Raw genomic sequence first — 24,446 nt, 5'->3', positions numbered from 1 at the left:
GCTCATGGAGGCAGCGCCCCTGAGTCACGCCTTCGACGTCGCCGCAGGTCAGCTCGTCATGCAGAAGAAGGAAGCGCGCCGGCCCATCGCGTGCCTGGCCTCCTGCCTCGTCTGCGCGGGCCTGGGGGTGATGCTCGCGCCGACGGCCCACGCTGCCGCCGCCGCCGCTGCTGCTGCCGCCGCTGACCCCGGTCCCATCGGTCAGCCGCCCGGCGACGGCCGAGCGCCGGGCCGGCCCCAGCGCGCCGGGTTGGGCGTGGTGCTCAATGGCGAGGACACCCACCTGATCATCGTGGCCGACATCGAGGGCACCACGCTGCGCATGTCGGCCACCGATCTGCGTGAACTGCGCATCGCGGTCGACCCGGCCCTGCCGCCGGACGCCGCGGTCGACATCGCCACCATTCCCAGCCTCCGGTACGAGGTCGACGAAGTGGCCCAGCTGCTGCGCCTGACCATCGCCGACGTCGGTCGCATGGCGTTCGAGGTGCCCGTCGACCGCCGCGTGGCGCTCGATGCGACGCGCGTCGCGTCGGCCACCGGCTTCCTGGTCAACTACGACATCTTCAGTGCCAGCTCCGGTGGCACCGACAACCGCGCCTACACCAGCGGCAACCTGGCGACACGCCTCATGTCGCCTTACGGTGCCGTGGAGAACACCGGCTTCTTCAACACCGATCCCACCACCGCCGATGGCCGCCGCTTCGTGCGGCTCGACAGCACCTGGCGCCATGTCGACGCGACGGCCATCCGCAGCTACACGGTCGGCGACCTCACCACCGGGGGGCCCGGCTGGTCCGGCAGCTATCGCCTGGGCGGCGTGCAGGTGCAGAGCGCCTACCAGCGCCGCTCCGACATCGTGACCACCGCGCTGCCCCAGTTCGGCGGCAGCGCCGCCGTGCCCTCGAGCGTCGAGCTCTACATCAACAACACCCGCCTCTACAGCGGGCAGGTGCCTTCCGGCCCGTTCACCCTCAACTCGCTGCCCACCATGAGCGGGGGCGACGTGCGCATCGTCACCCGGGATGCGCTGGGCCGCGAGACCACCGTGACCGGCGCCTACTACTACAGCCCGGACCTGCTGCGCCAGGGCATCCTCGAATATTCGGGCGAGGCCGGCTGGCTGCGCTACGGCTATGGCCAGCGTTCCTTCGACTATGGCGACCTGGCCGCCACCGGCTCGGCACGCTGGGGCTGGACGAACGACACCTCGCTCGAAGGCCATGCCGAATCGACCCGTGGCTTCTCCAACCTGGGCGCCGGCGTGGTGCAGCGCCTGGGCAGCTTCGGCGCGCTCAACCTGTCGGCCTCGCAGTCGCGCTTCGAGGGCGACAGCGGCAGCCGCGTGGCCGCGCAGGGCAACTTCCTGCTGCATGGCGTCACCGCCTATGCCGGCACCGAGCGCCGCCAGGGCAGCTACTTCGACCTGGGTCGCGTGAGCCTGATGCGCAACCCGAACAACGACCTCTCGAACCCCGACGCCTATACCCGACTGCTGCTGTCCACCGCGAGCGCGCGCGCCACCCACCGGGCCGGCCTCAGCTTCCAGCTTCCATTCGATGCGAAGACGAGCCTCAACCTGGGCTATACCAGTGTCGAGTCGGGCAATGTCGGCCACCAGGGCTATCGCCTGCTCAACCTGTCGGCATCGCGCTCGCTGTGGCGTGGAGCCAGCCTCATCTGCAGCGGCTACCGCGACCTCGAGCGCCGCACCAGCACCCTGTATGTCGGCTTGTCGATGAGCCTGGGCCACAACGTCAACAGCATGACCAGCGCGCAGCGGAGCAACGGCCAGACCACCTACGACGTGCAGGCCAACGGCTACAGCACCGGTGCGCAACAGGAGGGCGTGGGCTGGAGCGTGCTGGCCCGCGAGGGCGCGACCAGCGACGCGGCCTATCGCCAGGCCAATGTCAACTTCCGTACGGCGCCGGCCTGGCTGTCGGCCAGCGTGCAGCAGCAGAACGGCCACAGCCGCGCGACGGGGCAGGCCACCGGCTCGCTGCTGCTGCTCGGCGGTGAATTGCGTGCCGCCAACCGCATCGGCGAGGCCTTCGCTCTGGTCAAGAACGCAGGACCCGAGGCCGGCATCCGTCAGGACTCCGTCGTCATCGGCACCACCAATGCCGATGGCACCGCCTTCCTGCCCGACATCCAGGCCTTCCGCTCGATCAAGGTGTCGCTGGACCCGACCCGCACGCCCATCGGCTGGCAGGTGCCGGAAACCGAGAAGACCGTGGTCGCTGCCTACCAGAACGGCGTGGTGGTCGACTTCGCGGCGCGCCGCGTGCGCTCCGCCGTCCTCAAGCTGGTGGATGCCGCGGGCAAGCCGATCCCGACCGGGTACGTGGTGCAACTGGCCAACGGGCGCCAGGGCATGGTCGGCTACGACGGCGAGGCCTATCTGGAGGACGTGGACCAGAGCAACACCGGCCGCATCGACCGTGGCATCGACGGCGTGTGCATGTTCGGCTTCCGGTTCCCGGACGGCGATGCGGTGCAACCCGTCATCGGCCCGGTCAGGTGCGAGGTGCCGCGATGACGACGAGGCACGGGGGGCGCATGGGCCGGGCGCTCGAACGCACCGGCGCCGCCGCGCCAGGGTGGCTGTCCACCCGCGTGCGCGCCCGCGTGATCCTGGCCGCGTCGCTGCTCGCTGCCATGACGGGGTGGTCCGGCATGGCCGCCGCCGCGGCATCGACGATGGGCGGCAGCCCGCCCTCGACACCCGCGCCTTCGTTCACGCCGCACGTCGCCGTGCCGGCCGGCACGGGCTTTTCCACCGGGCGCTTGCGGGTCGCGTTGCACGTGAAGCCCGGTTGCGATGTCGTGCTGCCCGATGGCGGTGACCTCTCGCAGGTGCGGCTGCTGTGCAGTCCCGGCGAGGTCTGGCTCGGCAATCTCGTTCCCCGACGTGCGTCTGAGTGGAGGGCCGGGCGTGGCGGCGCGGCGTTCGTTCCGCTGCGCTTCGATCGTCAAGCCGATGGCTTCCGTCCGTATCCCGAAGGGCAGGGCTCGGCCATCGACCCGATGCCGGCAGCGCGCTCCGGTGTTCGCTTCAACCTCGATTACTGAGATCCGCCCCATGCGACCGATCGATCTTCTCCTTGCTCGCGGTGGCCGCCGGTTGCCATGGATCGCCGCCATCGTCTTCTTGTGGCTCGGCATGTGCCAGCCCGCGGCGGCGGCCATCAGCTGTTCGGCTTCGATGCAGAACAGCGTGATGGTGATCTACAACGGGTCGGACATATCCGGTGCACTGCTGCCGGCGCGCTACAGCTGCTCGGGGTTGCCCGTCGGTGGCGCCACCGTCTATTGGGCAATGTGCACGACGTCCGATGCGGCCAGTTCGACTGGCACCGGGGGCACCTCCGTCAGCCCGCGCCAAGCCAGATCGCCAGCCGGCGACACGCTGAATTTCCAGCTCGCATCCAATGGTGGGCAGGATCTGACGGCGGCTGCCATCACCTTGAGCAGCGGACAGTTCGCAAACACTTCCGCGGGCACGTCGAGCGGACTCTCGAATGCGATAACGGTCAGGGTGCCGGCATCGCAGTCGGTGCCGGCCGGTGACTATTACTCCACGGTCCTGTTGACGGCCCAGATTCGAACCAAGTCAGGCAGCAGCCTGTCGAGTTGCACCGACGGGACGCTCACCAACGCAAGCGTCTATCTGAACATCCCGGTCACCATCCGGGTGGGCGGTGCGGCATGCAACATCGGTCTGGTGCCAATGATGGTGTTGGGCAAGATCTCCGTGAATTCCGGCGTCGTGGGGACATTGACCACTGCGGGCAACCAGAACTTCTGGATCACCTGCGCAGCAGGGACGACCTGGACAGCCACCTTTTCCAATGGCAACAACCCGCTCGGGACTGGCAGCGACCGGCGTCGGATGGTCAACGGGAGTTCCTATCTCAACTACCAGCTCTCGACTGCGGCGAGTGGTGGTACCTCCCTGATCGACTCCGCAGGCATCACCGGGACTGGCACCGGGAAGCCGCAATCCTTCACCACTTACGCGACGCTTCCGACGCAGACCCCCGCGTCTCTGACGCCAGGGCTCTACACGGATACCGTGATCATGTCACTGAGCTACTGATGACATCGTTCTTACGATCCAAGGCGAGGCAGGCCACAGCGCTTGCGTGGGCGACGATGTCCGTGTGCAGCTCTGCCGGGGTGGTCACGGCGCCTTTCCTGATCACCGCGAGATATCAGCAGACCTGCCAGGTCACGGCGTCGATGTCCACATTCGATTTCGGCAATGTCACTTCGAACAGTACGACCCTGTACACGACCGGCACGCTCATGGTGGGCTGCGACAACAATTCGCAGACACCGTTCGGCGTCTGGGCGCCGTTGAGCGCCAATGCCAATGGCACGCAACGCCGCATGAAGAACAACGACACGAGTGCGGGCAACTATCTCAATTACAACCTGCTCATCGGCGACTCCGGCAGCACGACGATCTCGAGCACGGCGACCACCACCGGCTTCAGAAGTCCTCAGGGAGGCAGTTTCACCGGCGTCCTGCTGCGCGCCCAGCTGCCAGCCGGGCAGACCCTGACGCAGGGCTATTACAGCGACGACCTGATCCTCACGGTGAGTTACTGACATGGAGAGATCGCATGCACGCGCCTGTCTCGTCACGGCCCTCTCGATGGTCGCTGGCTGGAGTGCCATGCCGACGACGGCGCTGGCGGTGAATCTGATGGTTCCCACCCAGGTGGTCGCACGCGTGGGTGCCACCTGCTCGTCGATGGTGGCCGGTGTCCTGGACTTCGGAACGCTTCCCGCGACTCCGGCGTTGGGCGTGAGCCGGACCGATGCGACCGGCACGGTCGTGATCACCTGCAGCAACGCCGTCGCGTTTTCGGTCGTGGCCAACACCGGCACCTATGCCAGTGGTTCGCAGCGGCGCATGCAGGCGGCATCCGGCGTGTACATGGAATACGACATCTACACCTCGTCCGCTCGCACCACGAGCTATCCGAGCAGCGGTGCCACGCAGTCCTACACCAGCGATGGCAGTCCATCGACCGTGACTGCCTATGGCCGCGTGCGTTCCCAGTTCCTGACGGGTTTCGGGGCATTCCAGGACGTCCTGACCTGGACCGTGACGTACTGATCACTCCACTGTCCGCCGCGTTCCTCTCCACCCAGTGCACTGCCACCACCACCAGAAGCCGATCATGAAGACCGCATCCTTCATCCTTGCCCCGGGTGCGGTCCTGGTCGCGGTCTGCCTGGGTACCGGCGGAGCGACGCAGGCCGGCACATGGACGGCACAGCAGACCGTGAAGGCCCAGGTCGATCCCAGTTGCACGGTGGCCTTGACGGCCCAGAACACGGTCCTGGCTTTCGGCACCCTCAATGCCACGCCAGCGCTGATGGTCGCCCAGGCCGACGCGACCGGCTCCATCACGATCTCCTGCGCCAGCGGCGTCAACTACAGCGTCGTCGCGGGGGACGGCCGCAACTACAGCTCGGGCTGGCGCATGGACAACGGATCCGGCCAGTACCTGAGCTACCAGCTGTATTCGGACGCGGCGCGCAGCACCGCCTTCGCGCGCGCCGGCACCTCGCTGAGCTATCAGGGGTTCCAGAACCTGACCATCCATGGCCGCGTCCCCGCGCAGACCGTGGGCGGCACCGGCACTTTCACGGACTCGGTGTCCTTCACGGTCACGTACTGATCGCGCTCATCGCGTGTTTCCCCTGTCACCCCGCCATCCCATCATCCCTTCGACCTGGAGCTTTCCACATGACCCCATCGTTCTGCGCCCGCCTGATCGGCATCGCCGCTGCCGCCGTCTGCGTGGCTGGCACCGTCGGCAGCGTGAAGGCGGCGACGGCGACGGCGAGCCTGCCCGTCAGCGCCACCGTCCCGGTCAGTTGCATCGCCGCCGCCGGCACCGCCATGGCCTTCGGCAACCTCACCACGACGCTGGCGCTGGCGGTCACCCAGGCCGACACCACCGGCACCCTGACGGTCACCTGCACCAACGGCGCCAGCTACAGCGTCGTCGCGGGGGACGGCCGCAACTACAGCTCGGGCTGGCGCATGGACAACGGATCCGGCCAGTACGTGACCTACCAGCTGTATTCGGACGCGGGTCGCGGCACGGCCTTCGTGCGCGCCGGCACCTCGTTGAGCTACACGGGCAACGGCGCGGCCCAGACCGTGACCGTCTATGGCCGCGTTCCCGCGCAGACCGCCGGTGGCTCCGGCAGCTTCACGGACTCGGTGTCCTTCACGGTCACCTATTGATCGCGCTCGTCGAGCGTCCTTCTTCCTCCACGTCCTTGCGACCTGAAGCTCTCCACGTGATCACCTCTTTCTCCACCCGCCTGACCGGCATCGCCGCTGCCGCCATCTGCATGGCCGGCACCATCGACATCGCGCGGGCCGCAACCACCAGCGCCACCATGACGGTCAGTACCTCCATCCCCACCTCCTGCACGGTGGGCACGGTGCCCCACGTGACCATCCCCAGTCCGGCCTCCCTGACCGTGGCCACGGATTCGACGGCCACGGGCACCCTGCAGGTCACCTGCACGAACGGCGGCACCTATACCGTGGATGCCGGCGACGGCGGCAACTACACCACGACGCGACGCATGCGCCGGGGCAGCAGTTCCGCCTATCTGACCTATGGTTCGTTCACCGATCCGGCACGCACCATGGCCTTCCCGACCGCCACCGAAGCCGGCGCCTAGACCGACTCGGTCACGCTCACCGTCTCGTACTGATCGCGCATCGGTCCCGTTGCCACTCCACGTCGACGAGCCCCCCGCACCCGTCCCCGCCCATGACCCCTCCACCGCGCTTCCTCCCCATGTTCGCTCGCCTCGGCCGGCTGGCTTTGCTGGCGCCGGTGTGTGCCGGCGGCGTCGTGGCCATCGTCTGGCTGGTCACGGGTCCTGTGCGGGCCGCCACCCAGTCGGCCACGGTCGCGATCAGCACCGGCATCCCCGCCACGTGCACGGTGAGCGCCCTGGCGGACCTGGCGTTCTCCTCGGCCATCGTGTCGACCACCGCGCGGACCCACGAAGCGCAGGGGAGCTTGCGTGTCAACTGCACCAACGCGGGCCTCTACGGCGTGTCGATTCCGGCGAGCGGCAATGGCATGGGCACGCAGCGGCGCATGTTCAGCAGCGGCACCGGTGGCGATCTGCTCCACGACGTGTATGCCAGCGCGACGGACCGCACGGCGGCGGGCCCGCTGTACCCGACGGGCCCGACCGGCACGGGCCAGTCCGGCGATGGCGGCAACCAGGAGTTCGTGCTGTACGGGCGCATTCCCACGCAGCCGGCGCCCGCGCCGGGCAGCTACAGCGACACCCTCACCGTGACGGTGGGCTATTGATGGCAGGCGCGCGATGATTTTCCGTTCCCTCCTGGCCCCGCTGCCGGTCGCATGGCCGGTCGCATGGCTCCTGGCATCGTTGAGCGGCAACCTGCTGGGCGCCACGCAGACAGCCCATCTCAACGTCTCGGCGAGCGTGGTGGCGCAGTGCACCGTGGCCGGCGGCGCGGGCAGCGGCCTGCCGGCCGCGGTGCTCGATTTCGGCAGCCGCGATGTGCTGGCGTCGGGCACGGCCCGGGGGCAGTCGCCATCCAGTGGCACGGGTGCGCTGCAGGTGGTCTGCAATTCGGACACCGTCACGCCGACGCTCGCGCTGGATGCCGGCGCCCATCCCGGCGGCGGCAGCCTGCGCCGGCTGAGCGGGCCCGGCTCGGTGCTGGTCGACTACGCGCTCTACCGTGACAGCGCCCGCAGCCAGCCCGTCGGCGCATCGGCGTTCGCGCTGCCCCGCATCACGGCGGGCACGCCTTACGTGCTGGTGCTGTATGGCAGCCTGCCGGTGCCCAGCCAGGCGTCCGTCGCGGGCAGCTATGCCGATGTCGTCAGCATCACGCTGTCCTATTGATCGCGCGGCGAGCGGGTTCGTCTTCGCGCTGCTGGCCGTCGCGGCGTGCGCCACCATGCCGGCTGCGGCCGACACGCGCTGGGTGGCGATCTCGGACGACGGCGCGCAGGTCGCGACGCTGGAGTTCGCCGCGCCGGTGGTGGCCGATGCGCGCGCACCGGCCGGCGCGCCGGTCGTGGTCCGCAACCGCATCGACGGGTCGACGACGTACCGGGTGCCGCTGTGCGCCGGCTGCACGCTCACCGGATTGCTGTTCGACGCCGACAACCGGGCCGTCGTGCTGCTGCAGCAGGACACCCGCGCGCGCACCACCCAGGTGATCCGGGCCGATGGCACGACCAGCCGGGTGCTGACCACCATCGCCGGCTATGCGAGCCGGCCGCGCTGGTCGCCGGATGGCACGCAGCTCGGCCTCCTGGCGACCATCCGGCCACGCAAGGAGGCCGGTGCGATCCAGGCGGGCGAAGCGATGACGGGCGAGATCGGCGCGCGCATCGACACGCAGCGCATCGCCGTGGTGGCGAGCGGTGGCGGGCTGGCGCGGCTGGTGTCCCGGGTCGGCGACTATGTGTACGACTACGACTGGCTGCCCGCTGGCGACGGCTTCGTGGCGGTGAGCGCGTCGGGCAATGGCGACGACAACTGGTGGATCGCGCGGCTGGTGACGATGTCGCTGGCCGATGGCAACGTGCGCGAGCTGTTCGACCCCCGTGGCATGCAGATCGCGCGGCCGGTGGTGCGGGCCGATGGCCGTTCGGTGGCTTTCATCGGCGGGCTCATGAGCGACCTGGCCACCGCCAATGGCGAGGTCTGGCAGGTGCCGCTGGAAGGCGGCCCCGCGGTCGACCTGACGCCGGGCTTCGCGGGCGGCTTCACGGCGCTGTCGCGGCGCGGGTCGGGGTGGGTCGGCGTCGCGCAGATGGACGGCGATGCGGCACTGGTTCCGATCGAGCCGGCGACCGCCACGGCGGGCGGGCCCGTCGTACCGCTGTGGCGCCAGCCGGTGCAGATCGGCCCGGTCGCCTTCGACGCGGCGGGGCAGGTGGTCGCGATGGGCGTGCAGGCGTTCGATCGCGCGCCCGAGCTGCTGGCGGGCGCTCTCCAGGCGCCCGTGCGCCTGCCGGGCGACATGGCGCCGCCACCGCCGCCGCCCGCGGCGCGGATCCGGGCCGAGCGCGTGAGCTGGCGCAACGACGGGCGCGATCTGCAGGGCTGGCTGCTGTGGCCGCCCGCGAGCCGACCGGTGCGCGGTCTGGTGGTCGACGTGCATGGCGGCCCGGCGGCCGCCTGGCAGCCGGAACATGTCGCCGCCGACGATCTGCGTGGCCGGCTGCTGGACCGTGGCCTGGCGCTGTTCCTGCCCAATCCACGCGGCAGCAGCGGCCGCGGCGAGGCCTTCAAGCGGCTGGTGGTGCGCGATGTCGGGCAGGGGGATTTCGGCGACGTGATGAGCGGGCTCGATGCCATGCTGCCCCGTCTGCCACCGGAGGCGGCGCGGCGCCTGGGCTGGATGGGCGCCAGCTATGGCGGCTATCTGGCGATGTGGGCCAACACCCGCACCGATCGCTTCGCGGCCATCGTGGCGGGCAGCGGCATCGCGAACTGGGTCAGCTACGCGGGCCAGAACGGCATCAACGAATGGCTGCGCCCGTACTTCGGCGCCACGGTGTACGAGGACATGGCGGCCTATCGGGCGGCCTCGCCGATCGAGTCGATCCGCCGCGCCAGGTCGCCGACCCTGCTGTACGTGGGCGAACGCGACATCGAGACACCGGCCGCGCAATCGCTGGAGTACTGGCGCGCCTTGCGCACGTTGGGCGTGGCCAGCACGCTGGTGGTGTACGCGGGCGAGGGGCACGCCATCCAGGCGCCGCAGAACGTGGCCGACGTGAATCGTCGCATCGTCGCCTGGTTCGATCGCCACCTGCTGGCCGGGCCATGAGGGCCATGAGGGTCATGCGCGAGCCACGCGCCGGCATCGGCTCCCGAGCGGGTCCGGCGCGGTTCACGGCGGGGCCGCTGGCGCTGCCCTGCCCGCCGCCGTGGAGCGGATGGACGCGGTGCGCCTGAACTTCGGCTCGTCCCATCGGCGCGACCACATCACGCCATTGCGAAAGCGCCAGAAGCGCGGCTGGCGGCGCCGCACGCCATCGGCGTGCCAGACGATCGACGTCACGCATTCGCCCTGCGGCAGCTCGACGATGCGGTGGATGCTCCGGGCGCCGACCCGGTGCGAGGTCCCGACTTCGCGATGGATGCGCCGCATCGTCCAGCCCTCCTTGCCCCGGTGCCACACCTCCTCGACATAGCCGCCGGCCAGGATGGTCGTCGTGAAGGCGTAGGGATGGTCGTGCGGGTCGCCCGCATCCGGGCCGGTGAAGTGGTGCAGGGTGATCGGGAACCGGCCGACCTCCAGGTGCAGCTTCGTGAACTGCTCGCTCATGCATTCGGTGCGGATCACGAGGCCGCTCCCGGCCGTGCCCCCATCGTCTCGATGTCGTCCATGTCGATCGATTCCCCGGGTTGCCCATGGCGTGGTCTCTTCATCGCCGGCATCTTCGCGGATCCCGGCACCGCCGCGCTGCGGCACGGCAGAATCACCCCAGGGTCCCGCGCGGCCCGGCGTCCTCCACCCATCCCGCTCCATGAGATTCATCCACGCCGCCGACATCCATCTCGACAGTCCGCTTCGCGGCCTGTCCGCCTACGAGGACGCACCGGTCGACCTGCTGCGCAACGCCACGCGCGAGGCCTTCTCCAACCTCGTCAACGAGGCGATCGAGCTGGCCGTCGATTTCCTGGTCATCGCCGGCGACCTCTACGACGGCGCCTGGCGCGACTTCAACACCGGGCGCTTCTTCGTGCGCGAGATGGGCCGGCTGCACCAGGCCGCCATCCCGGTCTACCTGCTCTATGGCAACCACGACGCCGAGAGCGAGATGACGCGCCGTCTGGGCTTCCCGCCCAACGTCCACGTCTTCGACACGCGCCGCGCCGTCACCCACCGCATCGAGACGCTGCGCGTCGCCCTGCACGGACGCAGCTTCAAGGATGCCGCCACCTTCGACAACCTGGCGGTGGCCTATCCCGACGCGGTCGCCGGCTGGCTCAACATCGGCGTGCTGCACACCGCGTTGGAGGGCGATGCCGCGCATGCGCGCTATGCGCCGTGCTCGCTCGCCGAGCTGGCCGCGCGCGGCTACGACTACTGGGCGCTCGGCCATGTCCACGAGTACGCGGTGCTGCGGCAGGGCGATCCGTGGGTGGTGTTTCCCGGCAACCTGCAGGGCCGGCACATCCGCGAGACCGGGCCGCGCGGCGCCGTGCTGGTCACGGCCGACGCGGGCGGCATCGTCTCGGTCGAGCGCCTGATCGTCGACGTGCTGCGCTGGGAGCGGCTGGAGGTCGATGCCGCCGCAGCGACCGACCTGGCCGATGTCGTGGCGCTGGCCGGCCGCGCGCTGGGCGAGCTGCTGGCACGCCAGGACGACCGCCGGCCGCTGTCGGTGCGCGTCACCATCACCGGCCGCAGCGCCGCGCATGGCGATCTGTTCGGCCAGTACCGGCAATTGCGCGAGGAGCTGCTGGCGCAGGCGGCCGCCCTGGGCGCCGACCGGCTGTGGATCGAGAAGGTGCGCGTCGAGACCCTGCCGCCGGCCGACGAGCGCCAGCTGCGCGAGCGCTCCGATGCCATCGCCGATCTGCAGGCGCTGCTGCAGGAGGTGGCGCAGGACGAGGCCTTCCTGCGCAGCCTCACCGACGACCTGCGCCAGCTCACCGGCAAGGCGCCGGCCGAGCTGGCCGAGGCGGTGCCGGACTTCGAGGCCATCCGCGCCGGCGATGTCGCCGCGCTGGTGCGCTCGGTGACGCCCGGGCTGCTCGCGCGCCTGGCGCAGACGCCGTGAGCGGCGGCGCCCGTTCCGCCTGACCCACGAATTCCCGTCCCCCATGCGCATCCAGCACCTCGACCTCCTGCGTTACGGCAAGTTCACCGACCGCCGGCTCGCCTTCCCGGCGGCGGCGCACGACTTCCATCTGGTCGTCGGCGTCAACGAGGCCGGCAAGTCCACCACCCGCAGCGCCATCCTCGATCTGCTCTACGGCATCGAGACCCGCTCCAGCTACGACTTCCTGCATGCCAAGGCCGAGATGCGGCTGGGCGCCACGCTGGTCCATGCCGGCGAGGCGCTCGAGGTCGTCCGCACCAAGGCGCGCACCCGCTCGCTGCTGGGGCCGGGCGGCCAGCCGCTCGCCGACGCGACCTGGGCCACCTTCCTCGGCGGCACCGAGCGCGGCTTCTTCGACCAGATGTTCGGCCTCGACCACCCGCGCCTGGTCAAGGGCGGACAGGACATCCTCGACAGCGCCAACGACATCGGCCAGATCCTGTTCCAGTCGGCCGCCGGCATCATGGGCCTGGGCGCCGTGCGCGAGCAGCTGGAGAGCGAGGCCGACGGCCTGTGGGGCGTGCGCAAGTCCGGCGGCCGCGCCTATTACGTCGCCGCCGACCGCCTGGCGCAGGCCGATGCCGCGCTCAAGCAGACGACGGTGCGCACCAAGGACTGGGTCGACGGCCAGCGCGCCCTCGACGACCTGGGCGGCCGGCGCGACATCCTGCGCCAGCGCCATCGCGACCTGGAGACCGAGCGCATGCGCCTGGAGCGCGTGCGACGCGTCGTCGCCGCGCTGCGCCAGTGGCGCGAGACCGGGGCCGATCTGGCCGCGCTCGGCGCGGTCGTCGAGCTGCCGGCCGATGCCGCCGCGCAGCTGGCGCGCGCCGAACTCGCGCTCGCCGCCGCCCGGCGCGACCACACGCTGTTCGAGGCCCAGGCCGTCGAGGTCCAGGCGCGGCACGCGCGGATCCGGCTCGACGAGCGCGTGCTGCGCCAGGCCGATGCCATCGAGACCCTGGCCGCGCGCCACCAGCAGGTGCGCCACCACGATCGCGACATCGAGCGCCGCCTGCTGGAGATCGATGTCCACTGGCAGCAGGCCGCGGCGCGGGCGCGCCAGCTCGGCTGGCCGGCGGCGGATGCGGAGGCGCTGGCCGCGTGCCTGCCGGCGCTGCCGCGCCGCGCCGCCGTCGCCACGCTGGCCAAGCGCTTCGCGGTGCTCGATCAGGCGCGCGCCGCCACCGCGTCGGCCCTGGCCGACAAGGAGGCCGAGCGCAGCGCGCTCGAGGCGCAGCGCCGCCTGCTGTCGGTCTCCAGCGTGCCGCCGGAGCTGCGCGTCGCCCTGGCCGCGGCCCGCGCCCTGGGCGACACCGAGGCCACCCTGGCGCGCGAGGAGGCGCTGCTGCAGGCGGCCGCGCGGGAGCTCGCCGCCGCGCGCGCCGCGCTGGGTCCAGGCCCGTCCGAGCCCGCGATGCTGGGCGCGCTGACGCCACCGTCGGAAGCCGACATCCGCGAGCGCCTGCGACACCAGGCCGATGGCGCGCAGGCACTGGCGGCGACCGAGGAACGGCTGGCCGGCCTGCGCGCCCAGGCCGAGCTGGAGCAGCTGGGCATCGCGCAGTACCGCAATGCCCACCGGCCGGTGAGCCAGGCCGAGCTCGACGCCGCGCGCGGTCGGCGCGACGCCGCCTGGGCCGCCATCCGCGACGGCGCCATCGGACCGTCCGAGGGCGCCGCCGAGGTCGAGGCCGGACTGCGCCAGGCCGATGCCCTGGCCGACCAGCGGCACGACAAGGCGCAGCAGGCCAGCGAACTGCAGTCCCGCATGGATGGGCTGGAGCGCCTGCGGCTGCAGATCGACGAAGCCGCCCGGCGCGCCATCGCGCAGCAGGCACGGCACGCGGCCGATGCGGCCGACTGGCGCGACACCGCGAGGGCGCTGGGCCTGGGCGATCTGGCGCTGCGCGATGTCGAGACCTGGCGCGCGGCGCGCGAGCGCGTGCTGCGCGCCGATGCCGCTCGCGCCGATGCCGCGCGCACCCTCGCCAGCGGACGGGCCGCGCGCGATGCCGCCGGTGCCGCCCTGCGGTCCGCGCTCGATGGCGCCGGCATCGCCGCCGATGCCGGCGCGCCGCTGGCCGTCACGATCGTGCTGGCGGCCGACGCCGTCGAACGCGCCACCGAGACCCGGGCCCGCGCCGAGGAACTGGCGCGCCAGCATGCCGCGCTGGGCGCCGCGCTCGAGCGCCAGCGCGATGCGGCGGCGCAGGCCGGCGCGGCGCTGGATGCCTGGCGGGCCGACTGGCGCCTCGCCCTGGGCGGCATCGGACTGGCGCAGGACGAGGGCGGTCCGCTCGACGTCGCCGGCGCCGAGGGCGCGCTGGAGGCCATCGCCGCCATCGAGAGCCGGCTCGAGAGCATCCGCGACCTGCGCCACCATCGCATCGACGCCATGCGGCGCGACCTGGCGGATTTCGATGCCGAGACCGCCGCCGTGGTGGCCGCCGTCGCGCCGGAACTGGCCGGGCGCGAGCGTGGCGCCGCGGCGGTCGAGCTGGCGGCGCGGCTGGGCGAGGCGCGCGATGCCCACAAGGAGGCCGAGCGGCTGCGCGAGGAGGGCGCGGCGCGCGCGGCGGCGGCTCGCGACGCCGCCGCCAGCGTCGAGCGCGCCCGGGCCGGACTCGCGCCGCTGCTGCGCAGCGCCGGCCTGGCCGGGCCGCGACCGGGTGGCGAGGACGTTGCCGGAGGCCTTGCCGACCGTGGCGAGGACATCGGCGGGGACGGCGATGCCGATGCCGATGCCGGGCGGCACGAGCAGCTGCGCGGCCTGATCGCGCGCTCCGACCGGCGGCGCCGGCTCGCGCTCGACATCGAGGCCGCCCTGCGGACCGTGGAGGAGGGTGGCGATGGCCTCGCGGTCGAGGCGCTGGAGGCCGAGGTCGCGGCCATCGATGCCGCGCAGATCCCCGCGCGCATGGCCGACCTCGGGGCGCAGCTCGCCGACGTGCGCCAGGCGCAGGACGCGCTCACCGTGCAGATCACGCAGGCCGAGGCCGCGCTGTCGCGCATCGCCGGCCAGGACGACGCGGCGCGCGCCGAATCGCAGCGCCAGAACGCCCTGGCCGAGATGGCCGACGCGGCCGAGCGCTATGTGCGCGTGCACACCGCCTCGCGCCTGCTGAAGTGGGCCATCGACCGCTATCGCGAGACGCGCCAGGGTCCGCTGCTCGGCCGCGCCGGGGTCATCTTCGCCGGCCTCACGCGCGGTTCGTTCCAGAAGCTGTCGGTCGACTTCGACAGCCAGCCGCCGACCCTGCACGGCCTGCGCGCCGACGGCCAGGTGGTGCCGATCGGCGGCATGAGCGATGGCACGCGCGACCAGCTCTACCTGGCCCTGCGGCTGGCGGCGCTGGAGATGCACCTGGGCCAGAGCCACGCCATGCCCTTCATCGCCGACGACCTGTTCATCAACTACGACGACGGCCGTTCCGAGGCCGGCCTGCGGGCGCTGGCCGAGCTGTCGACGCGGACCCAGGTGATCTTCCTGAGCCACCACGACCACCTGGTGCCGACGGTGCGGCGCGTCTTCGGCGCCGACGTGAACGTGGTCGCGCTGTAGGGCCGCTGGCCGCGAGGCGTTCGCGGCAGGCCGGACCCGATGCTCGAAACCCGCCCGGACGCCTAGTTGTCGATGACCCGCCGCGCGAAGCGCTCCAGGTAGTCCATCAGACGGTGGGCGCCGGCGACGGCGGCGGCCTCGTCGCCGGTCGAGATGCCCTGCGCCAGCGCCAGGTGCGCATCGGCGCCCTCGACGATCTCGCCCTCGTGCTGGTAGGCATACCAGAAGCGGCGGCACTTGATCGCCAGCGGCAGCACGGCATTGACGGCCGACATGTTGCGACAGGCCTGATGGTTGATCTGATCGAGTTCCTGGTCGGCGCTCATGTAGTCCTCGAGACTGCCGCGCGCGGCGGCGCGGACCATCTTCTCGGCGCAGCGCAGGATGGCCTTGCGCTCCAGCGTGGTGGCGCGCCGCGCCGCGCAGGCGGCGATCAGTCCCTCGAGGGCGCGGCGCGTCTGGATCACGTCGAGATGGTCGGCCAGGTCGATGGTCGAGACCGACAGGCCGCGTCGCGGCTGCTGGTCGATCAGGCCGATCGACACCATGCGCATCAGCGCCTCGCGCACCGGCGTGCGGCCCAGTCCGGTGCGCTCGGCCAGCTCGGCCTCGACCACCGGGCTGCCGGGTTCGAGCTGGAGCGTGGAGATCAGCGTTTCGATGGCGTCGTAGGCGAGGTCGGCGGCCCGGCGCTTGGGCGGCGGACGCCGGGGCGAGGTCCGGAGGGAGGTCACAGGAGGCATGGGCGGTATCTTGGCCAATTCACAGACGATGCGCCCGGGCGGCCCGCGGCCGGTTCAGGCATCCGATCCGCCGGCCGCCGCGGCGGTGGCGGTGGCGGGCGGCATGGTCACGGCCAGGGTGCTCACGCGCACCGGAAACAGGGGCGGGCGGGGCGTCGGCGCGGTCCAGTCGAACAGGAATTGCGTCGCCGCGCCGCAGATGCGGCCCTGGCAGGCGCCCATGCCGCAGCGCGTATGCAGCTTCGCGTCGACCCAGCCGTGGCGCCCGACGAGCGCCGCGTGCGGCACGTCCTCGCACCGGCAGACCAGCGTGTCGGGGTCCGGCAGCGCGCGCAGGCGCTCGCCCAGCGCGAAGCAGTGGTGCAGGTGCGCGGCGAAGGCGTCCCAGTGCGCCAGGCGCTGGCGCAGGGTCTCGGCGCGGGCCGTCAGGCCGACGGCATCGCAGCCGGCGATCTCGCCCTGCACCAGGGCCCGTTCGCTGCCGCCGACGCCGGTGCACTCGCCCGCCGCGTAGACATCGTCCAGGCTGGTGCGCTGGCGCTCGTCGACCGCCAGCGCCGATGCGCCTTGCGGCGATGGCACGACCTGGCAGCCGAGCAGTTGCCCCAGTTCGGTGTTGGGTCGCAAGCCGAAGCCGACGGCCAGGCGGTCGCAGGCGATGTCCTCGACCGCCTCGCCGCCGCCACGGCGCAGCCGTACCGATCCGACCGCGCCATCGCCCGTCACCGCCAGCACATGGCTGTGGGCGCGGTAGACCGACTGGTAGAGCATGGTGGCCTGCAGGGCCTTGCCAGGCCAGCGACCCAGCCGGGCACCGAAGCCGGCCAGCCGCGCGAGCGATGCCTGTTCGGCGATGCGCAGCACCCGGGCGCCGGCGCGCCGCGCGGTGGCGGCGGCGGCCAGCAGCAGGGGACCGCTGCCGGCGATCACGATGCGCTCGCCGGACACCGGCAAGCCGGCCTTGATGAGCGCCTGCAGGCCGCCCGCGCCGGTCACGCCGGGCAGCGTCCAGCCAGGGAAGGGCAGCAGCAGCTCGCGCGCGCCGGTGCACAGGATCAGCTTCGAATGGCGCACGACCCATCCATGGGCGGCATCCTCCAGCAGGAGGCATCCGGCCGCTGGCGCCGCCGCCACGCGCGTGCCGGTGCGGAGGTGCACATTGCCGCAGCGCGCCATCGCCGCGCGCAGCCGGGCGGCCTCGGGCGGCGGCTTCGCATGCGGTCCGCTGCGCCAGATCTGGCCGCCCGGAGCCGGGTTGTCGTCGACCAGCACGATGCGCGCGCCACTCGGCGCGGCGGCCACGGCCGCCGCCATGCCCGCCGGTCCGGCACCGACGATCAACAGGTCGCAATGTTCTTCAGGGGGTGGGGTCATGGGTCAGGAGGCACTGGCTGGCGTGGCGCATGCAGGCCGGTGGTGACGCGCATGCCCTCGCGGCAGAGGGTCTGGCAGGCCAGCACCCGCCGGCCGTCGACATCGACGCGGCATTCCTGGCACACGCCCATGCCGCACAGGGGCGCGCGCGCCTGGCCGGTCACGCTCAGGCGGGTGCTGCCGTCGCTGGCCCGACGCAGCGCGGCGGCCACCGAGACGCCGGCCTCGACCCGCATCGGCTGGCCATCGAGCATCAGCTGGACGTGGGAGACCGTCATGCGATCTCCATCAGGCGACGCGGCTGGTAGGGCGTCGGATCGATGGCTGGCGCGCGGCCCGTCATCTGGTCGGCGATGAGTTGCGCGCTGGCCGGCGCCGTCGTCACGCCGAGTCCCTCGTGGCCGACCGCCAGCCAGACGCCCGGCCGTCCGGCATGCGCGCCCAGCAGCGGGAGGCCGTCGGGCGTGGCGGCGCGCAGGCCGGTCCAGGTGCGCACCGCGTTGAGGTCGCCCAGGGCCGGCAGGTAGTCGAGCGCGCGGCGCAGCATGCGCGCCAGCATCTCCGGCTCGACCTGCATGTCGGTGGTGTCGAACTGGCGCGACGAGCCCACCAGCAGCTGGCCGGTCGGACGCGGCTGCACGTTGAAGGCCACCGAGTCGCCCTCGCTGTGATGCGCGCTGGTCACATAGCCCAGTTCCACCAGCTGGTGCGTCACGGTGCCGGGATAGCGGTCGGTGATGAGCAGGTGGCCCTTCTTGGGCCGCAGCGCCAGCTCCGGGCACAGCGCGTTGGCGTGGATGCCGTTGGCCAGCAGGATGCGCGGCGCGGTGAGCCACGAGCCGTCGCGCAGCCGCAGCCGCGTGCCCTCGAGGTGCGTGACCTCGGCCCGGTCGATCCGGATGCGCGTGCCCGCCTGCGCCAGCATCCATTCGGCCGCCGCCGGCGCGTACACCACGCCATCGCCGGGCACGCGCAGCGCACCGGACAGGCCGGGGCGAAGGGCGGGCTCGGCTGCGCGCAGGGCCCGCGCGTCGAGCAGTTCGCTGGCGACGCCATGCGCGGCCAGGCGGGCGCGCTTGCGTTCGGCCTCGGCCATCTCCGCGTCGTCGGCGGCGATCCACAGGGTGCCGCTGTGGCGGTAGTCGCAGCCACGTGCCAGGGCGGGCGCGATGTCGCGCCACAGCGCCAGCGAATGCAGGCTCAGGGCCAGTTCGGCCGGGTTGTCGTCCATCACCACCAGATGGCCCATGCCGGCCGCCGTGGCGCCGCCGCGCCGGTCGTCCAGCACCCGCACGCCCAGGCCGGCCAGTGCCAGCGCCCGGGCGCAGGCGGCGCCGACGATGCCGGCGCCCACGATGAGCACATCCGCATCCATACGGATCAGGACCTGATGCCCCAGCCGAACGGATCGTCGGCCTGGATCAGCAGCGTGGCCTCGGCGCTGACATGGGCGCGGCCACGGATCGTCGGAATCACGCGGCCGTCCTCGTCCAGTTCGTAGTGCGCCTCGAAGCGGCTGCCGATCACGCTGGCCTGGTGCCAGGTCACGCCGGGCGCGAGCTTGCCATCCGCGGCCAGGCAGGCGATCTTGGCGCTGGTGCCGGTGCCGCAGGGCGAGCGGTCGTAGGCATTGCCCGGGCACAGCACGAAGTTCCGGCTGTCGGCCGTGTCGTCCGGCGCGAACAGTTCGATGTGGTCGATCTCGGCGCCATCGGCGCCCGTGATGCCCTGGGCGGCGAGCGCCACGCGCAGGGCGCCGGCATAGGCCGTGAGCGCGGCCAGGTTGCCGCCATGGACGGCCTGGCCGTGGTCGCTGACCAGGAAGAACCAGTTGCCGCCCCAGGCGATGTCGCCGAACACCGTGCCGCAGCCCGCCAGCTCGACCGCCACCCCCCGGCGATGCCGATGGGCCGGCACGTTGCGCACGCTCACCGCGCCGTCCTCGTGCAGGGTGGCGGTGACCGTGCCGACCGGGGTCTCGATGCGATGCTCGCCCAGGCCGATGCGCCCCATGTGGGCCAGCGTGACGACCAGGCCGATGGTGCCGTGGCCGCACATGCCGAGGTAGCCGCTGTTGTTGAAGAAGATCACGCCGGCGGCGGCGTCGGCCGCGACCGGCGCGCACAGCAGGGCGCCGACGACGACATCGCTGCCACGCGGCTCCAGCACGGTGGCGCAGCGCCAGGCGTCGTGCTCGCGCGCCAGCAGGGCGCAGCGCTCGGCCATGCTGCCATGGCCCAGGTCGGGAAAACCGCCGACGACCAGTCGCGTGGGTTCGCCGCCGGTGTGCGAGTCGATGACCTCGATGCGTCGCATGTCGCGCGCTCCCGCTCAGTAGCTCGCCAGCGGCACCGGCACCGCGTTCCTGAAGGTGAACACCGTGATCGGCGCTTGCCTCATGTTGCCCTTGTCGTCGTAGCTGTAGGTGGCGGCAACGCCCTTGTAGGCGGTCTTGTGGATCTCCGCGCCCACCTTGTCGGGGGCGATCGAGTTGGCCTTCTGCATCGACTGGCCGATGAACATCACCTGGTCGTAGTAGGACGCCGCGTAGGCATCGGCGTCGACGTTGAAGCGCTGCTTGAACTTGGCCTTGAAGGCCGGGCCGCTCTCGGCCTTCTCGAGCATCGAGCCGCCCTGCGCGCAGAACACCAGGTCGTTGACCGCGTCGCCGCCGAGCTTGCCGGTGACCGGGCTGCACACGGTATCGCCGCCGAGCAGCTTGCCGGACATGCCCAGCGCCTTCATCTGGCGCGCCATGGGCGCGGCCTGAGGGGCATAGCCGCCGAAGAAGATCGCCTCGGGCGCCTTGGCCTTCATGTTGGTCAGGATGGCCGAGAAATCGACCGCCTTGTCGGTGGTGAACTCCTGCCCGACCACGGTCAGACCCTGGTTCCTGGCTTCCTTGGTGAACTCCTCGGCCAGGCCCTGGCCGAAAGCGGTGCGGTCGTCGATCACGCCGACCTTCTTGACGTTGAGCACCTTGGCCGCGTAGACGGCCATGGCCGCGCCGATCTGGTTGTCGCTGGCGATGATACGAAACAGATTCCTGTGGCCGCCCTGCGTGACCTTCGGGTTGGTGCCCACGGTCGACAGCAGCACATCGCCCTCGCTGTAGATGCGCGAGGCCGGAATGGCCACGCCCGAGCAATACGGACCCATGACGAACTTGACGCCATCGTCGACGAATTTCTGCGCCACGCTCACGCCGGTCTTGGCATCGCACTGATCGTCCTCGGACACCAGCTCGAACTTCAGCGTCTTGCCGGCGACGGCGATCTTCCTGGCATTGAGTTCATCGATCGCCAGGCGGATGCCGTTCTCGTTGTCCTTGCCGGCGAAGGCATTGGGCCCCGACAGCGGACCGCTGTGACCGATCTTCACGACCTGTTCCTGTGCGCTCGCGGCACCGGCGAAGGCCAGTGTCATCAGACCGAGAAGCGGGATCAATCCTGTGTGAGTCTTCATGCGTTCTCCGAGAGGTGGGTGGGGACGGGAGGGAGCGAAAAGGGGCGGTGGCGGCCGTGGTCGTTGCGGTGATGTCCATGCGCGCTGTCCTTGCAGGGATCCGTGGGAGAGGAGGGAGTCCATGAAGGCAGTCGGCACAAATATATTAAAGAGATATCAAGGATATCTTGGCAGGGTATTTAGCAGGTTGCATGCCAGCTGTTTCGATGTCAGCGCGATGCGGCCGCACCTTTTTCGATCCGGTCCGGGGATGTGGGGGCGCGAGGATGGTGCGCCCGCCACCCCCGCCCTCAGGCGCCGGTGGCCGCCAGGTCCCGCGGGAAGCGCACCGTGAAGACCACCTGCTCGTCGCGGTAGCCATAGTCGATGGTGCCCTGGTGACCCTTGACGATCTCGCTGGCGATGTAGAGACCCAGGCCGAGGCCGCTCGGATTGCGCTCGTTGCCCACCGAGCGTTCCTTCAACGGCTGGAACAGGATCCGCGCGGCGTCCTCGGGGATCGGCGCCGACCGGTTGGCGACGGCGAAGCGCACCACGTCGCCGTCGAGGCCCAGCTCGATGGTGATCGGCTCGCCCAGCGCGCCATGGTGGCGCGCGTTGCCGATCAGGTTGCTCACGACCTGCGCGAAGCGATCCGGATCGATCGTCGCCTTCAGCGTCGACGGCAGCGACGCGCGGATCACCAGTTGCGGATGGGCGAGGGCGGCATCCTCGACGAGGTCGCGCACCAGCATCGCCAGGTCGTGCTCGACACGCCGCAGCCCCAGGCCCAGGCCGCCGTGCAGGCGGCTCATGTCGAGCACCTGCGTGATCATGCGATCCATGCGTCCGGTCGAGGAGCTGATGCGCTGGCTGACGCGCGAGTCGGGGTCGCCGTGGGCGATGATGCGCGCGGCCATGCTGATGGTCTGCAGCGGATCGCGCAGGTCGTGGCCCAGCACGGCCAGCAGCCGGGCGCGGGCGCGTTCCATCTCGGCGCCGCGCGCCGAGGTGGCGCGCCCGAGTTCGTCGAGCAGCTGGCGCGCGATGGTCAGGTCGCTCTCGTCCCACGGCACGGCGGTGCCCTCGACGGTCTGGCGCCATTCGGCGAACGAGCCGCTCGGCGTCAGCCGCGTGCCCAGCGGGCCGACGCGACCGACCTTGTCGGGTGGTCCGCTCCAGGTGATGGTCTCGACCTGCTCGCGGCGCAGGAACACGAACAGGCCATGGTGGACCGGATCGAAGCGCAGCGCCAGCACGCCGCAGAACGGCCGGATCGCATCGCCGACGTCCGCCGGCAAGGCGGTGCGGTGGCTGACGGTGACCAGGTCGTCGCGCTGCTCGTCGAGCCAGCGCATGAGCTGCGTCGCCGCCTCGCGCGGCAGCGCGCCATCGTCCACCAGCTTGCCCGAGTGCGAGAACAGCACGCCGTCGTTGGCGATGGCCTGCCGCAGGCCCTGGCCGAGCTCGCCCATGCTGGCGGCGATGTCGTCGCCATGCAGGATCACGTCGACCAGCTTGGAGCGCACGTCGGCCGCCTGCGAGCGGCGCGTGGCGCCGGCGCGTTCGAGCGCGGTCTGCACCGACGCCGACACCACCTGCGACAGCACGTCGCAGGCCATGCGGATGGCATAGGGCACGCGGTGCGCGGTGCGGTGGTGGCAGGCGATCAGGCCCCAGAGCCGGCCGCCGACGACGATCGACACGCTCATCGAGGCCGCGACGTTGATGTTCTTCAGGTACTCGATGTGGATCGGCGAGACGCTGCGCAGCACCGAATGGCTGAGATCGACCGGCGCGGTGTCGCCGGCCATCGCATCGACCGGCACCTGCTCGTCGCTCACGTCGGCGATCAGGCGCAGCGTGTTGATGGTGTAGAGCCGCCGCGCCTGCGCCGGGATGTCGGCGGCCGGGAAGCGCCGCGCCAGGTAGGGGTCGAGCGTCTCGACGCGCGCCTCGGCCACCACCTCGCCGCTGTCGTCGTGGTGGAAGCGATAGGCCATCACGCGGTCGAAGCCGGTCAGCTCGCGCACCGTGTCGACGGCGTCGTCGAGCATGGTGGCGATGTCGCGCCGGCTGCGCAGCCGGCCCATGCTGCGATGGGCCAGGAGCGCGAAGCTCGCGACCTTGTCGTGGCCGAGATCGTGGCGCTCGAATTCGACCAGCACGCGCCCGGCGAAGGCGTGGATCACGACATCGAAGACGGCACCGGCGACGCTCGTCTCCAGCGCGAAGGGCGCCACCTCGTCCCCACCGGCGGCGGCCTCGGCCAGCGCCCGTTCGAGCGGCTCCCACAGGGCGGCGTCGTCGCCCAGCTGGCCAGGATGCAGCGCGGCGCCGAGCGGCGGCAGGTCCGGGAAGACCTCGCGCGCGTTGCGGCTCGCATGCGTCAGCCGGCCTTCGATGTCGAGCGCCAGCAGCACGCCATGCGGCTGCACGAAACCGGGGACGTGGATCGGCTCCTGGTCGCAGTTGGCGAGGTTGACGGTGGCCAGGCTGACCGGGACCGTGTCCGGAGGCAGGTCCGGCGCCGCGACGTTCACGAAATGGTCACCGGTGAGGACCCCGTCGCCGGGCTCAGGCCGCAGCGCGCCAGCAGCCGCTCGAAGGCGGCCACGGCGCCGCGTTGGGCGGCCGCCACGGCGGCCGGGTCGTCGCGCAGGGCGATGCCGAGCTGGGCGACGAAATCGCGCCAGCGCGCCCCCAGGCCGTCGACGACGAAATAGCGCAGCGGATGGGGCGCCAGGCGCGGGGCGAGGCGGCGGTGCATCACGGCGCCGCCGAGCTGCGAGCCCTCGACCACGTAGGCCAGGCCCCAGGCGAAGGCGGGTTCGCGCCGAACCTCCTCGACGAACGAGCCGGCGGCGGGTTCCGCCACGGCGTCCGATGCCGTGCCCAGATCCAGCTCCAGCGCCGCCAGCCGCTCGTCGATGCGCCGCGCGGCCTGGTCGAGCGCCGGGTCGCCCGGCGCCCTGAGGGCACTGCGGATGTCGCGCAGCCACGGCCGCAGACTGCGCAGGTGCCCCAGGTAGTCGTCGAGCGAGGCATCGTCGCGCGCGATGGCCAGCTGCGTGTCGAGCGCGTGGTGCAGCGCGCCGCTGGCGTCCCGCAGGGGGCGAAGGATGTCGACCTGCGTCAACGGTGCATTCATGAAGGTCGCCGGGAGCGCGGTGCGCCGGAGGAAATGGGTTTCAAATTATGCCCACGCACGCCCGATCGCCAAGGCGCCGCGCCGATCGACCCGACGCGGTGGTAGGACGTTCAGGGCGGCAGCTCGAACTTCGGGCTCGCCAGCGTCGCTGGCCTTCTCCTCGCGCGCGAGCTTGCATTCGGTGTGGGGACCGCCATGATGGCCGTCACGGCCCGTCGCGCGGCAACCCCGGCGACCGCGTCGTGCGCGCCCGCGCCCATCTCGACGCCGAGGCCGAGACCATC

The 24,446-nt window shown here is 71.5% G+C and carries 22 protein-coding genes; 13 read left to right on the top strand and 9 right to left on the bottom strand.

Going from position 1 to position 24,446, the window contains the following annotated elements:
- The first annotated feature begins 4 nt into the window (after positions 1-4).
- From AC1MLT_RS07225 to AC1MLT_RS07175, 11 genes are all read left to right on the top strand, one after another.
- On the top strand, positions 5-2,542 hold the full coding sequence (locus tag AC1MLT_RS07225) for a fimbria/pilus outer membrane usher protein (RefSeq protein WP_481034693.1): 2,538 nt from the start codon (positions 5-7) through the stop codon (positions 2,540-2,542).
- The gene (locus AC1MLT_RS07220) at positions 2,539-3,075 is read left to right on the top strand and encodes a hypothetical protein (protein ID WP_481034691.1); all 537 of its coding nucleotides are present in this window, start codon (positions 2,539-2,541) and stop codon (positions 3,073-3,075) included. The genes AC1MLT_RS07225 and AC1MLT_RS07220 overlap by 4 nt, the downstream gene beginning before the upstream one ends.
- A 10-nt stretch (positions 3,076-3,085) precedes the next feature.
- Positions 3,086-4,102: a spore coat protein U domain-containing protein gene (locus AC1MLT_RS07215; RefSeq protein ID WP_481034690.1), complete on the top strand. Its 1,017-nt coding sequence runs from the start codon at positions 3,086-3,088 to the stop codon at positions 4,100-4,102.
- Positions 4,102-4,617, top strand: a complete 516-nt coding sequence (locus AC1MLT_RS07210; protein ID WP_481034689.1) for a spore coat protein U domain-containing protein — start codon at positions 4,102-4,104, stop codon at positions 4,615-4,617. Before AC1MLT_RS07215 ends, AC1MLT_RS07210 begins: the two co-directional genes overlap by 1 nt.
- A 1-nt stretch (position 4,618) precedes the next feature.
- A complete protein-coding gene (locus AC1MLT_RS07205; protein WP_481034688.1) occupies positions 4,619-5,131 on the top strand; it encodes a spore coat protein U domain-containing protein in 513 nt (170 codons plus the stop codon).
- Between the two features lie 64 nt (positions 5,132-5,195).
- Positions 5,196-5,699 (top strand): Csu type fimbrial protein, encoded by a 504-nt coding sequence (locus AC1MLT_RS07200; RefSeq protein ID WP_481034687.1) that lies wholly within the window; start codon positions 5,196-5,198, stop codon positions 5,697-5,699.
- Between the two features lie 68 nt (positions 5,700-5,767).
- The gene (locus AC1MLT_RS07195; protein ID WP_481034686.1) at positions 5,768-6,274 is read left to right on the top strand and encodes a Csu type fimbrial protein; all 507 of its coding nucleotides are present in this window, start codon (positions 5,768-5,770) and stop codon (positions 6,272-6,274) included.
- Between the two features lie 56 nt (positions 6,275-6,330).
- A complete protein-coding gene (locus AC1MLT_RS07190) occupies positions 6,331-6,723 on the top strand; it encodes a spore coat protein U domain-containing protein (protein WP_481034685.1) in 393 nt (130 codons plus the stop codon).
- A gap of 119 nt (positions 6,724-6,842) precedes the next feature.
- The gene (locus AC1MLT_RS07185; protein ID WP_481034684.1) at positions 6,843-7,373 is read left to right on the top strand and encodes a Csu type fimbrial protein; all 531 of its coding nucleotides are present in this window, start codon (positions 6,843-6,845) and stop codon (positions 7,371-7,373) included.
- Between the two features lie 13 nt (positions 7,374-7,386).
- On the top strand, positions 7,387-7,938 hold the full coding sequence (locus AC1MLT_RS07180) for a Csu type fimbrial protein (RefSeq protein ID WP_481034683.1): 552 nt from the start codon (positions 7,387-7,389) through the stop codon (positions 7,936-7,938).
- On the top strand, positions 7,910-9,880 hold the full coding sequence (locus AC1MLT_RS07175) for a S9 family peptidase (protein WP_481034681.1): 1,971 nt from the start codon (positions 7,910-7,912) through the stop codon (positions 9,878-9,880). Before AC1MLT_RS07180 ends, AC1MLT_RS07175 begins: the two co-directional genes overlap by 29 nt.
- Before the next feature lie 63 nt (positions 9,881-9,943).
- On the opposite strand, the gene AC1MLT_RS07170 is transcribed toward AC1MLT_RS07175, so the two are convergent.
- Complete coding sequence (locus AC1MLT_RS07170) at positions 9,944-10,399, bottom strand: hypothetical protein (RefSeq protein WP_481034680.1); 456 nt, start codon at positions 10,397-10,399, stop codon at positions 9,944-9,946.
- A gap of 184 nt (positions 10,400-10,583) precedes the next feature.
- Here AC1MLT_RS07170 and AC1MLT_RS07165 point away from each other — a divergent pair, with 184 nt between their 5' ends.
- Positions 10,584-11,843: a metallophosphoesterase family protein gene (locus tag AC1MLT_RS07165; protein ID WP_481034679.1), complete on the top strand. Its 1,260-nt coding sequence runs from the start codon at positions 10,584-10,586 to the stop codon at positions 11,841-11,843.
- Between the two features lie 43 nt (positions 11,844-11,886).
- A complete protein-coding gene (locus AC1MLT_RS07160) occupies positions 11,887-15,450 on the top strand; it encodes an ATP-binding protein (protein WP_481034677.1) in 3,564 nt (1,187 codons plus the stop codon).
- A gap of 62 nt (positions 15,451-15,512) precedes the next feature.
- Here the strand turns inward: AC1MLT_RS07160 and AC1MLT_RS07155 are convergent, their stop codons facing one another.
- The 8 genes from AC1MLT_RS07155 to AC1MLT_RS07120 form a co-directional block, all read right to left on the bottom strand.
- Positions 15,513-16,193 (bottom strand): GntR family transcriptional regulator, encoded by a 681-nt coding sequence (locus AC1MLT_RS07155; RefSeq protein ID WP_481034675.1) that lies wholly within the window; start codon positions 16,191-16,193, stop codon positions 15,513-15,515.
- A gap of 54 nt (positions 16,194-16,247) precedes the next feature.
- A complete protein-coding gene (locus AC1MLT_RS07150) occupies positions 16,248-17,567 on the bottom strand; it encodes an FAD-dependent oxidoreductase (RefSeq protein ID WP_481034674.1) in 1,320 nt (439 codons plus the stop codon).
- Positions 17,564-17,845, bottom strand: a complete 282-nt coding sequence (locus AC1MLT_RS07145) for a (2Fe-2S)-binding protein (RefSeq protein ID WP_481034673.1) — start codon at positions 17,843-17,845, stop codon at positions 17,564-17,566. The genes AC1MLT_RS07150 and AC1MLT_RS07145 overlap by 4 nt, the downstream gene beginning before the upstream one ends.
- Positions 17,842-18,942, bottom strand: coding sequence for an NAD(P)/FAD-dependent oxidoreductase (locus tag AC1MLT_RS07140; protein WP_481034672.1), 1,101 nt, complete (start codon positions 18,940-18,942; stop codon positions 17,842-17,844). The genes AC1MLT_RS07145 and AC1MLT_RS07140 overlap by 4 nt, the downstream gene beginning before the upstream one ends.
- 5 nt (positions 18,943-18,947) lie before the next feature.
- Positions 18,948-19,883 (bottom strand): 4-hydroxyproline epimerase, encoded by a 936-nt coding sequence (locus AC1MLT_RS07135; RefSeq protein WP_481034671.1) that lies wholly within the window; start codon positions 19,881-19,883, stop codon positions 18,948-18,950.
- 15 nt (positions 19,884-19,898) lie between these two features.
- A complete protein-coding gene (locus tag AC1MLT_RS07130; RefSeq protein WP_481034669.1) occupies positions 19,899-21,032 on the bottom strand; it encodes a branched-chain amino acid ABC transporter substrate-binding protein in 1,134 nt (377 codons plus the stop codon).
- A 290-nt stretch (positions 21,033-21,322) separates the two neighbouring features.
- Positions 21,323-23,554 carry an ATP-binding protein gene (locus tag AC1MLT_RS07125; RefSeq protein ID WP_481034668.1) on the bottom strand — a complete coding sequence of 744 codons (2,232 nt, stop codon included), beginning with the start codon at positions 23,552-23,554 and terminating at the stop codon, positions 21,323-21,325.
- Positions 23,551-24,162 (bottom strand): biliverdin-producing heme oxygenase, encoded by a 612-nt coding sequence (locus AC1MLT_RS07120; RefSeq protein ID WP_481034666.1) that lies wholly within the window; start codon positions 24,160-24,162, stop codon positions 23,551-23,553. Before AC1MLT_RS07120 ends, AC1MLT_RS07125 begins: the two co-directional genes overlap by 4 nt.
- Positions 24,163-24,446: the final 284 nt, after the last annotated feature.

The sequence above is a fragment of the Variovorax sp. PEI5 genome (assembly GCF_056679935.1).
Note: the sequence above shows the minus strand (reverse complement) of the source record. Positions and strands in the feature narration are given on the sequence as shown.